The 13,216-nt window shown below is 71.6% G+C and carries 11 protein-coding genes; 6 read left to right on the forward strand and 5 right to left on the reverse strand.

Annotation, left to right across the window (positions count from 1 at the left end):
* Positions 1-477: 477 nt before the first annotated feature.
* Positions 478-774 carry a hypothetical protein gene (locus tag ACLBWP_RS15765; protein ID WP_447655870.1) on the reverse strand — a complete coding sequence of 99 codons (297 nt, stop codon included), beginning with the start codon at positions 772-774 and terminating at the stop codon, positions 478-480.
* Positions 774-2,030: an inorganic phosphate transporter gene (locus ACLBWP_RS15770; RefSeq protein WP_243564362.1), complete on the reverse strand. Its 1,257-nt coding sequence runs from the start codon at positions 2,028-2,030 to the stop codon at positions 774-776. The genes ACLBWP_RS15765 and ACLBWP_RS15770 overlap by 1 nt, the downstream gene beginning before the upstream one ends.
* 115 nt (positions 2,031-2,145) lie before the next feature.
* On the opposite strand from ACLBWP_RS15770, the gene ACLBWP_RS15775 reads away from it, so the two are divergent.
* The 3 genes from ACLBWP_RS15775 (at position 2,146) to ACLBWP_RS15785 (ending at position 5,783) form a co-directional block, all read left to right on the forward strand.
* Entirely contained in the window at positions 2,146-3,834 is a 1,689-nt protein-coding gene (locus ACLBWP_RS15775; protein WP_243564361.1) for a cation:proton antiporter, read from the forward strand.
* 93 nt (positions 3,835-3,927) lie between these two features.
* Positions 3,928-5,481 carry an ABC transporter permease gene (locus ACLBWP_RS15780; protein ID WP_447655871.1) on the forward strand — a complete coding sequence of 518 codons (1,554 nt, stop codon included), beginning with the start codon at positions 3,928-3,930 and terminating at the stop codon, positions 5,479-5,481.
* A gap of 26 nt (positions 5,482-5,507) precedes the next feature.
* Positions 5,508-5,783 (forward strand): hypothetical protein, encoded by a 276-nt coding sequence (locus ACLBWP_RS15785; RefSeq protein WP_447655872.1) that lies wholly within the window; start codon positions 5,508-5,510, stop codon positions 5,781-5,783.
* 31 nt (positions 5,784-5,814) lie between these two features.
* On the opposite strand, the gene ACLBWP_RS15790 is transcribed toward ACLBWP_RS15785, so the two are convergent.
* On the reverse strand, positions 5,815-8,562 hold the full coding sequence (locus ACLBWP_RS15790; protein ID WP_447655873.1) for an alpha/beta fold hydrolase: 2,748 nt from the start codon (positions 8,560-8,562) through the stop codon (positions 5,815-5,817).
* Between the two features lie 141 nt (positions 8,563-8,703).
* Positions 8,704-9,237, reverse strand: coding sequence for an 8-oxo-dGTP diphosphatase (locus ACLBWP_RS15795; protein ID WP_447655874.1), 534 nt, complete (start codon positions 9,235-9,237; stop codon positions 8,704-8,706).
* A gap of 64 nt (positions 9,238-9,301) precedes the next feature.
* On the opposite strand from ACLBWP_RS15795, the gene ACLBWP_RS15800 reads away from it, so the two are divergent.
* Together ACLBWP_RS15800 and ACLBWP_RS15805 are read left to right on the forward strand one after the other, a co-directional pair.
* A complete protein-coding gene (locus ACLBWP_RS15800; protein WP_308221925.1) occupies positions 9,302-9,652 on the forward strand; it encodes a tryptophan synthase subunit alpha in 351 nt (116 codons plus the stop codon).
* Positions 9,653-9,685: 33 nt separating this feature from the next.
* Complete coding sequence (locus ACLBWP_RS15805) at positions 9,686-10,576, forward strand: aminodeoxychorismate lyase (protein ID WP_447655875.1); 891 nt, start codon at positions 9,686-9,688, stop codon at positions 10,574-10,576.
* A gap of 66 nt (positions 10,577-10,642) precedes the next feature.
* Here ACLBWP_RS15805 and ACLBWP_RS15810 read toward each other — a convergent pair whose 3' ends face one another.
* Positions 10,643-11,839 (reverse strand): amidohydrolase, encoded by a 1,197-nt coding sequence (locus ACLBWP_RS15810; protein ID WP_243564355.1) that lies wholly within the window; start codon positions 11,837-11,839, stop codon positions 10,643-10,645.
* Between the two features lie 92 nt (positions 11,840-11,931).
* Between ACLBWP_RS15810 and ACLBWP_RS15815 the strand changes: the two genes are divergently transcribed.
* Positions 11,932-13,215, forward strand: coding sequence for a Fic family protein (locus ACLBWP_RS15815; protein WP_447655876.1), 1,284 nt, complete (start codon positions 11,932-11,934; stop codon positions 13,213-13,215).
* The last annotated feature ends 1 nt before the right edge of the window (position 13,216 follow it).

A 13,216-nucleotide genomic window follows, 5' to 3' on the forward strand; every position in this document is an offset into this window, starting at 1 on the left:
GGGCGGCGGGCGGGCGGGCGGGCGGGCGACGCACGGTGCGGGCGGGCGGCGGCGCACGGTGCGGCGGCGGGCGCCCCGTGCCCGGTTGGTGCCCCGCACCACCCCGTCAACCGCGCACGAGCCACGAACGCAGCACCGTACGAACCCCGCCACACACCGACGGGAGGCCCGGCACCAGCCCGTTACGCGCCTCCAGTCCGCAGCAGCGCGACCGAACCTCGTGACGGGTCAGCAGCCCCGTGCCCGGTTGATGCCCAGCACCACCCCGTCAACCGCGCACGAGCCACGAACGCAGCACCGTACGAACCCCGCCACACACCGACGGGAGGCCCGGCACCAGCCCGTTACGCACCTCCAGTCCGCAGCAGCGCGACCGAACCTCGTGACGGGTCAGCAGCCCCGTGCCCGGTTGGTGCCCAGCACCACCCCGTCAACCGCGCACGAGCCACGAACGCAGCACCGTACACGCGACGGGCGTCAGTGGAACTGCGGGACGATGAGGTAGATGCCGTAGAGCACGACCGCGCCGCACAGGACGAAGCAGGCCACGGCCAGCGCGCGGAAGCCGCGCACCGCGGCGGAGGCCCCCTGCGGGTTCGGGAAGCCGGCGGTGGCGGGGCCGATCGTGCCGTCCTCCTTCACGGTGAACTTGCCGGCGCGGGTGTCGGCGGCGCTCCAGAAACGCAGGCCGACCGAGTACACGGCGACCACGAAGCAGGCGGAGACCACGGCGACGAGCGCCACGGTGACGAAGGCAAACCAGTCGATGCCCATCAGCGTCGTCCCCCGTTCCGTCCGGACATGCGGCGCAGGGTGCGCTCGCGGCTGAGCTCGGCGCGTCGGGCTGCCACGGCGTCCGCGCGCTTCTTGCGCTGCAGGTCGCGCAGCTCCTTGCGGGTGTAGACCGCGTTCGCGGCGACGTCGACCTCGATCGCCGAGGCCTGCTCGTGCGGCTTCCGCAGCGACCACAGGTACAGGCCGAGGATCACCGCGGCACCGACGACCGCGTCGATGACCAGGCCGATGATGCCGAACCGGGCGATGCCCGACGCCACGGCACCGACGGCAGCAGCCGCGGGCAGCGTGATGAACCAGGCGATGACGATCTTGCCCGCGGTGGACCACTGGATCTTCGAGCCGCGTCGGCCGAGGCCCGCGCCGATGATCGAGCCCGACGACACCTGCGTGGTCGAGAGCGCGAAGCCGAGGTGGCTCGAGGCCAGGATCGTGGCCGCGGTGGAGGCCTCGGCGGCGAAGCCCTGCGTCGCGCGGATCTCGGTCAGACCGGAGCCCAGCGTGCGGATGATGCGCCAGCCACCGGTGTACGTGCCGAGCGCGATGGCCAGGGCACACGCGACGACGACCCAGAACTGCACGCCCTGGTTCGCGGACTGCGCACCCGAGGCGATCAGCGTCAGCGTGATGACGCCCATCGTCTTCTGCGCGTCGTTCGTGCCGTGGGCCAGCGACACCATCGAGCTGGTGAACACCTGCCCGATGCGGAACCCGCCGCGCTCGTTCGGGAACACCGGCCGGCGCGTGATCCGGTAGGCGATGCGCGTCGACAGCAGCGACACGAGCGCCGCGATGACCGGCGACAGGAACGCGGGGATGATCACGACGGTCAGCAGTGCCGCGTAGTTGACGGACTGGAACCCGGCACCGACGATCGCCGCCCCGATGAGCCCGCCGAACAGCGCGTGCGAGGACGACGACGGCAGTCCGCGCAGCCACGTGATCATGTTCCAGACGACCGCGCCGATGAGCCCGGCGAAGATCATCTCGGGGCTGATCGCGACGCCGCCGGGGCCCTCGTTGATCAGCCCGTGGGAGATCGACGTGGCGACGGCGGTGCTGAGGAACGCACCGACGAGGTTGAGCACCGCGGCGACCGTGACCGCGACCTTGGGCTTCATGGCCCCGGTCGCGATCGGTGTCGCCATCGCGTTGGCGGTGTCGTGAAAACCGTTTGTGAAGTCGAAGAAGAGGGCCAACGCGATGACCAGGACGACTATGAGTGTGATGTCCACCGCGGGCAAGTGTCCCGCATGAGCGCCTCGCGGGCAAACCCGGTCGGCAACCTCGCGTTCACCTCGGCTTCACGTTCGTTCAGTTCCGGAAGCATGCCGATGGGAGAATGAGCGCATGGACATCGCCGAGCTCCTCATCCTGCTGGTCGGATCACTGGTCGTGACCGGCTTCGCACGGGCGAAGGGGCTCCCCGCTCCGCTGCTCGTCACCGCGGTGGCGCTCGCAGTGTCCTTCATCCCCGGGCTGCCCCACATCGAGATCAACTCCGAGCTGATCCTGACGGTGATCCTGCCGCCGCTGCTGTACTCGGCCGCCCTCGACGTGTCGTGGCAGAGCTTCCAGCAGTCGATCAAGCAGATCCGACGCCTCGGCATCTTCCTGGTCATCATCACGGCGCTGGCCGTGGCGGTGGCCGCGTACGTCATCATCCCGGACATGGACTGGCCCGCGGCGATCCTGCTCGGAGCCGTCGTCGCCCCGCCGGACGCCGTGTCCGCTGCCGCCATCGGCCGCAAGCTCGGGCTCCCCCGGCGGGTCATGACGGTGCTGTCCGGCGAGAGCCTGATCAACGACGCGGCGTCGCTGACGCTCGTGCGGGTGTTCACGCTCATCGCCGCCGGCACCTCGCTGACCATCTGGCAGGACCTCGGCATCTTCGGCCTGGCGATCGGCGTCGGCCTGGCCGTCGGGATCGTGCTCGGCGTGCTCGTGCACTGGATCCGGATGCGCATCAACGACCCGGTCGTCGAGACGATCATGAGCATCCTGCTGCCGTTCGTCGCGTACATCCTGGCCGAGGACCTGTCCGGTTCCGGGGTCATCGCGGTCGTCACGGCGGGGCTGTACATCGGCTACAACTCGCCGAAGGAGGGCTACGCCACCCGACTGCAGGAGCGCCCGCTGTGGACGAGCATCGACGTCATCCTGGAAGGGTTCGTCTTCGCGCTCATCGGACTGCAGCTCAACACCGTCGTGCAGGACCTGATCGAGAGCGAGCGCAGCCTCGGGCAGACGATCACCGCGGCCGTCGTGGTGCTGGTGGTGGTGATCCTCGTCCGGCCGCTCTTCGTGTTCGAGTCCTACGTCCGCAACCGCTTCAACGGACGGTGGTTCCGGCCCCTGCGCATCCGGATGTCCCGCGGACACCGATGGCTGCGGTGGATCCGGGGGTCGGCGGAACCGAAGCTCAACTGGCGCGAACTCACCGTCATCTCGTGGACGGGCATGCGTGGCGTGGTGACCCTGGCTGCGGCGGTGTCGGTCGTGGCGAGCCCCGTGCAGGTCAAGGCGCAGGACACCATCTTCGTGATCGCGTTCATCGTGACGATCGGCACACTCCTGCTGCAGGGCCTGACGCTGCCCTTCGTGATCCGGTCCCTCAAGGTGTCGGACCCGTCCGAGGGGGAAGCGGACATCCGCAGCGAGATGCGGCTGAACCAGCGCACCACCGAGGCGGCGATCGAGCTGCTCGACGCACGGCGTGCCGAGTGGGCCAAGCGCTACGGCGACCAGGCGATCGACACCGTGGTCAGCCGGCTCAAGGCGCGACTCGAACGCCAGGCCGAGGTCTTCCGGCAGGACGCCGAAGAAGAGCAGGACGAGGAGCGCAACTCCCCCGTGCGGCTCCGGGGAGCGCAGATCCAGGACATCCGGCGCGAGCTGCTGGACCGCCGTCGCGAGATCGTGCTGGAGGAGCGCGAGCGCGGCAACCTCGACGAAGAGGTCATGCGCCGCGTGCTCGTGACGCTCGACGCCGAAGAGCTCGCGATGGACTCGGCGCAGGCGTCCCGCAGCCGGTCCTAGCCGGTCGCCGCGGTCGCGCGCTCGCCCGGACCGCGGTCAGCCCTTCGGCGTATCCTGACGTCTTCTCGACCAGACCAGGAGCACAGCGCGCCAGTGAGCACCCCGCGGAACGACGTCCCCCAGCACAGCGACACCCCGGACCGCCCCGGGGCTCAGCGGTCCGCGCCGAAGCAGCGCCAGACCCGGCCCTCGGCTCGCGGTTCCGGTCCACGTCGCGGTGCCAAGGTCGCCGGCTCCACGCGCCCGGTCCGTCGTCGTCAGGCCCCGGTCCCGCAGCCGCAGAAGATCAGCGCCTGGCGCCGGTGGTACAGCACCCTGCACCCGTCCCTGCAGCTCATCGGCCTGCAGCTGTGGATGCCGCTGTTCTTCATCGTCGGCTTCTGTCTGTGCTACGTCTTCGCCTTCCACGCCCCGCACCCCCACGACGTGCCGATCGCACTCATCGGCAGCGACCCGACCTTCGTGCAGGCGGTGCAGAAGGCGCTGCCCGGCGAGTTCGAGTTCCACACCTACGACTCCCTGGTCGCCGCCAAGCGTGACGTTCTGGCCGGCTCGATGGCCGTCGCGTACGACCCGTCGAACAACGAGTTCTTCAAGGCCAGCGCGCACCAGTTCCAGGTGGCGAGCCTGGTGCCGGCGACGCTGACCGCCGTGCTCACCGCGATCGGCGTCGCGACACCGAAGGTCACCGAGCTCGCCGCGCTGCCGTCGTACGACGAGTACGGCACCGTGCCGATGTACGTCATGCTCGCGTGGTGCATCGGCGGCTACATGGTCGCGATGTTCATCGGCATCATGGGCGGTCCGCTCCGCCACCGGGTCCGCATGGCGGTGATCGTCATCGGCGGTCTCGTCATCTCGCTCATCACGAACACCCTGGCCGGCCCGGTCGTCGGTGCCATCCACGGGCACTGGATCGAACTCGTGCTCATCGCCTGGGGCTGGATCGTCGCGATCGGCCTGGCGGTCAACGGGCTGAGCTACTTCGTCGGCCGGTTCATCGCCGCGCCCGCCATGATCTGTTTCGTCTTCCTGTCGATGCCCTCGTCCGGCGGGGCCTACCCGAAGTGGTTCATGCCCGAGCCCTTCGCCTGGCTGAACAACGTCGTGGTCGGGTCGAGCATGGTCGACATGATCAAGCACCAGGTCTACGGCGTCGGCCCCGGCCCGGCCCGCGGGCTCATCACGATGGCCTGCTACGCGGGCGCTGGCCTGGTGCTCATGTACTTCGGCAAGATGCTCTGGGAGCGTCGCCGCATCCGCGCGATCGTCACCGGCCGCACGACGATGTTCCAGGACGCCCAGACCGCCAACCGCGAGTTCCTCGGCAAGCAGCGCGACGTCGAGCTCGAGCGCCACGGGCTCGCCTCGACCGAGACGGGCACGCTGCAGGTCCTGCGCGACGACGACTGGGAGGACGACCGCGTCAGCGGCGACGTCTTCACTGGTGGGCGCGACGGGCTCGAGAACGAGCCACTCACGACCGGGCGCATCGCCGTGGTCCGGCAGGCGGACCGCCAGAGTGTCGGCGGCCGGAGCGGAGGCTCGGGGTCGGGTCCGCGCGCACGTCCCGCGTCCGGGCCGGACACCACCGGTGCGCCGGCGGATCCGGGCGACAAGCCCCGCCACCGGCACGCGGCCCGCTGACGCCGGCGCGGTATCCTGGGCCGATCATGACCCGTTCCGCCTGGCACCGCCTGCTCGTCACCGCCGTCGTCGTCCTGCTCGTGCTGACCGTGGGCCTGTGGGTCGCGAGTGTCGCGCTCGCCCCGGCCGACGGGCGCAACACCGCCGGGCTGTTCGTCGGCTGGGCGATGTTCGCCCTGGTCGCCGCGATCGCGGTGGGCATCGTCGACTTCTTCGTCCGGCCGCTCGGCGGGCAGAGCGGGGACGCCGACGTCATCGCCGCGGCCGAAGAGGCCCGGACCGGCAGCACCCGCACGCGCTGACCAGCGGGACGCGTCAGCCCAGCCGGACGCGTCAGCCCAGCTGGTCGCGGAGCGCGTCGGCGAGTTCCGCGACGTAGGGCTCCCGCAGCACCGAGCTGTGCTCGCTGTGCATGCGCACCACGTCCGGGCCGTCCACCAGGAACGGCGCCCAGCGCTCGGCCCCGGAGTCGTTGCCGTCCGCGACGACGAGCGTCACCGCGCCGGAGTACACCGGCGGCCGGTAGCGCCGCGAGACGATCACCGCGTGGTCGAAGAACGCGCGGAACTGCTGCTGTCCCTGCCAGCGGAACACCCCGGCGCCGTACGCCCGTGCACGACGCCCGATCTGGCCGAACGGTGCGAGCACACGGTCACGGACGAACTCGGTCCGCGACGCCAGGGCCTTGCGGACCCGGCTCCGGGTGATGGTCGACCCGTGCCCCAGGTCGAGCTCGCCGAACTCGACGACGTCGACCTGTTCGGCGTTCTGCTCGGGCAGGTACGTGTCGACGAGGACGACGCGGTGCACCTGCTGCCCCGAGGCCGTCAGGATCGACGCCATCTCGAGCGCGACCAGGCCGCCGAACGAGTGCCCGGCGATCGTGTAGGGACCGCGGGGCTGCACGACGCGCATCAGCTCGATGCTGCGCCTGGCCATCGCGGGGATGCTCCAGTCGGGCACGGAGCGACGTTCGAGCCCGTGCTGCTGGAAGGCGTACACGGCACGGTCCCCGAGTCGTCGCGACAGCGGTGCCCAGGTCAGGCCGAGCGCACCGGCTCCGGCGACGCAGAACAGCGGGGCGTTGGTGCTGCCGGCGCCGTCGGCCAGGGTCATCACGTCCGGGTGGCTCGGGACCGCGGTGGCGCCGAGGCGTGCACGAGCGGCGAAGGTGCGGACGGTCGGGAACTCCAGCAGGTCGGTGGACGGCAGCTCGACGCCGAGTCGGTCGCTCACGGTGGCGAGCATCTCCTCGGCGGACAGCGAGTCCCCGCCGAGTTCGGCGAAGTCGTTGTCGAGCCCGACCGACGGCAGCTGCAGCGGACCGACCGCGGGCAGTCCGAGGACCTCGGACCAGATCTGCGCGACCGCGAGCTCCCACTGGTCGTACGTGTCGGCGTCGGGCAGCGCTGTGCCGCCCTCGCCCAGGGTCATCGCGAGCGACGGCGCCTCGGGCAGGGCTGCCCGGTCGACCTTGCCGCGTTCGTTGCGGGGCAGTTCGGCCATCGGGACGATCGCCGTCGGCACCATGTAGTCCGGCAGCATGTCGCGCAGCGCCTTGCGGATCGCCGCGGGTGAGGCCGAGCGCCGCCCCCGCTTCGTGACGACGTAGGCGACCAGGCGGGTGGGCGCGGGCGGGGCCTTGACCGCGATCACGGCGGCCTCCTGCACGGTGTCGACCGTGCGCAGGGCGGACTCGACCTCGCTCGGCTCGACCAGGTAGCCCCGGACCTTGACGGCGTCGTCGGCGCGGCCGAGCAGGGTGATGCGACCGTCCTCGTCGAAGCGGCCCAGGTCACCGACGGCCCACGATGGGGTACCGTCCTCGGCGGTTCCGGCCCGGGTCGCCGTGGTCTCGGGGGCACCCCAGTAGCCGCTCGTCATGGCGTGTGAGATGCAGACGATCTCCCCGGACTCGCCGACGTCGGCCGTGGTGCCGTCCGGTCGGCGCAGCACGATGCGCTTGCCGGCGACGATCCGACCGGAGGGGATGCTGCGCTCCGGGATCGGGTCGGTGGCCAGGATCTCGTTGACGGCGTAGACGTTCGTCTCGCTCGAGCCCGTCCAGTTGCAGAACGACGTCGTCGGTCCGAGCAGCGGTCGGAGCGCGGCCAGGTCCGGACCGGTCACGGCCTCGCCGACGGTGGCGACCATGCGCAGGCCGCGCAGCCGGTCGTCCGCAGCGTCGAGTGCGCCGACCAGGGACCGGACCAGGTGCGGGGTGGTGTGCAGCGTCGTCAGCTCGGCGTCGTGGATCCAGGCGGCCAGGCCGTCGACGCCGGTGCGGCGCGGGTCGGCGACGTGCATCGAGGCGCCGGCCAGCAGCCCGGACAGCACCAGCGAGAACCCGGCCGAGAAACCGTGGGGCAGCACCGACGCCAGCCGGTCCTCGGCCGTGAACCGGAAGACCTCGCGTTCGGCGACGGTGTCGGCCATGGCCTGCCGGTGCGTCATCACGACGCCCTTGGGGGCGCCGGTCGAACCGGAGGTGAAGATGATCACGAGCGGGTCGCGCCCGCCTCGGCCCTGGGCCGCCGCGACGTCGCGGATGTCGGCGTCGGTGGCGGCGACCGCGCGGGCCTCGGCCACGAGCGGTGCGAACGGCAGGACCGTGCCCCGGTCCGCCACCAGGGTCGCGGCCTGCGCAGCGTGCGCCCGGTCCGCCACGATGTCCACGATGCCGGCCAGCGACATCACGTGGCGCAGTCGGGCCTCGGGCAGGAACGGATCGAGCGCGACGATGGTGCGGCCGGCACGGATCAGCCCGAGCGTGGCCAGGACGGATCCGACACCGTGGGTGACGAGCACACCGACGGGGACGGACGCACCGCCCTGGGGGACGTCGACGCCGAGCCCGCTGTGGTCGTCCGGGGTGAGTCGTTCGTCGAGCAGGACCCCGACGGCGCGGGTCACCCGGTCGAGTTCGGCGTGGGTCAGGGACAGGTGCTCGTCCGTCACCGCCAGGGCGTCCGGCACCCGCCGCGCGACGTCCGACAGCCCCGCCAGCAGCGAGGTCTCGGGCACGTCGGCACCACGGTGGTCGGACAGGGAGCCCGGCAGGGTTCCGGAGGAGGTGAGCACGTGGGCCCCTTCACGGTGCATCGACGGCGGCGGTCGACCGACGCTAACTCCGGGTCGAGGCACTCCGACGGGTTCGTACGCCCGGATGCGGGAAGCCGCCGAAGGGTGCGACATGCCGCAGGGGGTCCGGCGGTGCCGCCGTCAGTGCGCTCCGTGACCTTCGGGTGTGACGACGCCCGTGCCGCTGAACCCCACGACCGTGGCGTCGTCGTCGGCGAACGTGAACCGCGCATCGACCGTCCCGCCCGCCAGCACGCCGGGCAGCCAGTACCGCGCATCGTCCCACATCGCGTCGTAGGGGACGTCGTCGACTGGCACCCACCGCGCGGCGAGCTCGTCGCTGACGGTCGGCGTGCCGGACCAGCGCCGACCGACGAACACGTCGGAGACCTGGGACCAGGACGGCCGGTACGGGAACCGGTAGTCCAACGTGCCCCGGGCCTCCAGGTCGGCCGGGTCGAGCCGCAGGCCGACCTCTTCGGCGACCTCGCGCACCGCGGTCTCGACCGCCGTCTCGGCGCCCTCGCGCTTGCCGCCGGGCCCGACCACGCGCCCCGCGCCGAGGCCCCGCCGCTTCTCGCCGAGCAGCACCTCGTCGCCCGTGACGCCGCTGCGCAGCAGGTACACGACCACGACCCGGGGGTGCTGGTTCTTGGTCTCGTCGCGCTCGCTCACGTGTCCAGTCTGGCCGACGATCTGGCGTACGCTCGATCCATGGCAGGCGTGCTGCGGGGGCGTCGTGGCTGAGCACCGGCGATTCGGGCGCAGCCTCGAAGTGCTGCGCGCCGAGGCCGCCGAAGAGATCTCGATGATCGTCGAGCACCGGTCACGCCAGGGCGACGATCCCTGGGAGTTCATGCACCTGCTGCCCACCGTCGACGAACAGGTCGTCCTGATCCTGCGCGAGGAAGCGCTCGAACTCGATGCCGCCATCGGCCAGCGCAGCGCGCAGTGGTCCTCGCACCCGGCGTCGGGTCAGGGCACCCGGCTGGGCGAGGAGTACCACCGGCTGCGGCGCATCGCCCTGCAGCACCCGGAGCTGACCGCGACGGTGTGGAAGCTCATGGGCGCGCTCCCCGAGCGGTCCTGACCGGCACCACGGCTGCTGCGGTTGGATGGCCGCATGACCGAAACCGTGCTCGCCGTCCTGAACCAGCCCTCCCGAGACGCCGCGGCGCACGACCCGTCCGCTGACGCGTTCACGTTCGAGGCGCCGCTGGAACACCAGCTCGAGGTGCAGGACCTGGGCGTCGTCCGCGGTGACGGCGTGTTCGAGACCATCACCGTCGTGGACGGCCGTCCGCAGGCGCTCGAGGCGCACCTGGCACGGTTCGTGCGGTCCGCCGGCATGCTCGACCTGCCGCTGCCCGACCTCGACGCGTGGCGGCGGGCGATCGAGGCCGTGTGCGCTGAGCTCGACCCGGTGCGCGAGGCCTTCGCGAAGACGGTCCTGACCCGCGGCGTCGAGGGATCGGGCCGGCCGACCGGCTGGGTGTACGCCGCAGCGTCCGGGGACTCCACCCCGGCCCGCACCGAGGGCATCTCGGTGGTCACGCTCGACCGCGGCTACCGGCACGACGTCGAGCGCACCTCGCCGTGGCTGCTGCAGGGTGCGAAGACGCTGTCCTACGCGGTGAACATGGCGGCGCTGCGCGAGGCCACCCGACGGGGCGCCGACGACGCCCTGTTCGTGACGACCGACGGGTACGTGCTCGAGGGCACCCGGGCCAACCTGGTCATGTCGGTCGCCGGACGCCTGGTCACGCCGCGCACCGACATCGGGATCCTGGCCGGCACCACGCAGGCGGACGTGTTCCGGTTCGCCGAGCAGCAGGGCATCGAGACGTCCTACGAGCTGGTCACGATGGACGACCTACGCGCCGCGGATGCCCTGTGGCTCGTGTCGAGCGTGCGCCAGGCGGCGCCCATCCGCTCGGTCGACGGCCACGAGCACGCGATGGACCTCGCGATGACCGAGCAGGTCAACGACTTCCTGCTGTCGCGCGAGTCGTGACGTGACCCTCTGGAGGCCCGGTGCCGGTCCGTCGGACCGGCACCGGGCCTTCAGGCGGTCACCGTGTCACCAGCGGGGCACGGTCGTGCCGACGCCGTCGGCCCACGTGTAGACCTGGTTGCCCTCGATCCAGACGCGCGTCGCGCGGCTGGTGGCATCGAGCGGGTCGCCCGTCCACAGCACCAGGTCGGCGTCGTGTCCGACCGCGAGCTGCCCCACCCGGTCGCCGAAGCCCAGGAAGGTGGCGGGGTTCACCGTGAGCGCCTCGAGGGCCGTCTGGTGCGGCAGGCCCTCCTTCACCGCGGCGATCGCCTGGTCGACGAGCATGTTGATCGGGACCACGGGCGCGTCCGTCGTGATCGCGACCCGGACGCCGGCCGCGGCGAGCGCCGCGAGGTGCGGGATGCCGCGGTCGCGCAGCTCGACCTTGGACCGGCTGGTGAACAGCGGCCCGTAGATGACGGGGATGTCCTTCGCTGCCAGCACGTCGGCGATCTTGTGCCCCTCGGTGCCGTGGTTGACGACGAGCCGGTAGCCGAACTCCTCGGACAGCCGGATCGCGGTGGCGATGTCGTCGTGGCGGTGGGTGTGCTGGTCCCACGCGAGCTCGCCGTCGAGCACACGCACCAGCGTCTCCTTGGTCAGGTCACGCGCGAACGGCTCGTCCTTGCGGGCTGCAGCGTCGCGGGCGGCCCGGTAGTTCTGCGCGTCGACGAAGGCGTCGCGGATGACCTTGGCCACGCCCAGCCGGGTCGAGGGCGTCTGGCCCTTGTCGCCGTAGACGCGCTTCGGGTTCTCGCCGAGGGCGCTCTTGACGCTGACCGCGTCGGAGATGAGCTGCTCGTCGATCGTGCGTCCGCCCCAGGTCTTGATGGCGACGGTCTGTCCGCCGATCGGGTTGCCGGAGCCGGGCTTGACGACGATGCTCGTGACCCCGCCGGACAGGGCGTCGCGGAAGCCCTCGTCGTCGATGTCGACGGCGTCGATCGCCCGGACGCCGGCCATGTTCGGACCGGTCAGCTCGTTCGTGTCGTTGCCCGCGGGGCCGTTCGCCTCTTCGTGGATGCCGACGTGCCCGTGGGACTCGACGAACCCGGGGACGAGCCAGGCACCGGCGGCGTCGACGACCGGCAGCCCGGCGGGCGGGGTCAGGTCCGGGCCGAACGCGGTGATGCGGCCGTCCTCGACGACGACCGCTCCGTCGAACTCGGCGGAGGTGACGGGGACGACGTGGGCACCGGTGATGACGAAGGAGTTGGGCATGCGGTCCACGGTAGTCGCCCTGCTCCGGCGACAACGGAATACAACATACGAATTCGTTGCACCACAGGGCGCGCGGTCCCTACCGTGACGACATGCCGCATCACCCACCGTCCCGCCACAGCACGCTGCCCGAGCTGGCCGTCCACACGTCCGCGCTGGTGCCGTGGCGCAGTGCGTTGCGTGGGTCGCGAGCGGACCGCCTGACGACGTCGATCCGGGTGTCCATCCCGCCGCACATCGCCGACATCCGGTACCGACCGCAGTGGGACCACCTGCCGCTGCTCGACCGTGCCACGGACGCCCTGCGCGACCTCGACCAGACGCACGGCGAGCGCCTGGCTCCGCTCGGCGGGCTGCTCACTCGGACCGAGGCCGTCGCGTCCTCGCGGATCGAGGACGAGCACGCCGACCTGGTCGACTACGCCCGGGCGGTCGTCGGCTCCCGAGCGAACGACAGCGCTTGGCTCATGGTCGCGGCGACCACCGCCCTCCGTCGCATGCAGGACGACGCCGCCACGGGTGCGGTCACCACGGTGTCGCTCCTGCGCGCCCACCACGATCTGTTCCGCGACGACCCGGTCGACAGCCACGACGCCGGTCGGTGGCGCACGGTGCAGAACTGGATCGGCGGCGGTCGGTCGCCGCGGCTGGCGTCGTACGTCCCACCACCGCCCGAGCTGGTGCCCGAGCTGATGGACGACCTGCTGGCGTTCGTGGCGCGCGACGACCTGCACCCCGTGGCACAGGCTGCGATCGCACACGCCCAGTTCGAGTCGATCCACCCCTTCACGGACGGCAACGGACGCATCGGCCGCGCGCTGATCGGCGCGGTGCTGCGACGTCGCGGTGTCACGAGGTCGACCACCGTGCCCGTGGCGACCGCCCTGGTGGCCGATCGTGCGCGGTACTTCGACCACCTGGTGCGGTACCGGTCGGGCACCGTGCACGACTTCGTCGCCGAGCTGGCCGTGGCGATCGGGACTGCCTGCGACGAAGCAGCCCTCACCGCGCTGGTGCTGGACGAGCACGCACCGCCCGAGGGCCCCCTGTTCGCCGAACAGGCGGCGACCGAGGACCCCCCGTTCGCCGAACAGGCGGCGACCGGGGACCCCCTGCTCGCCGACGTCCTGCTCACCGACGTGGTGCTCACCGAGGACCAGGCGGATGCTCTGGCCCATGCCGCGGGCACCACGACGGACGGGTTCGTCGACCCGCTCGTCCGGACCGGCCGGCTCCGGGCGGTCACCACGCGCCGCCGCAACCGTGCGTGGCTCGTGGTCGACGTCGCCGACGAGCTCGACGCGCTCGCCGAACGCGTCGGTGCCGCCGTGCACGAGCGGGCGCTCCGGAGCGGACTGCACGGGCGCGCGGCCTAGG

Source organism: Microbacterium sp. M1A1_1b, from assembly GCF_053345565.1.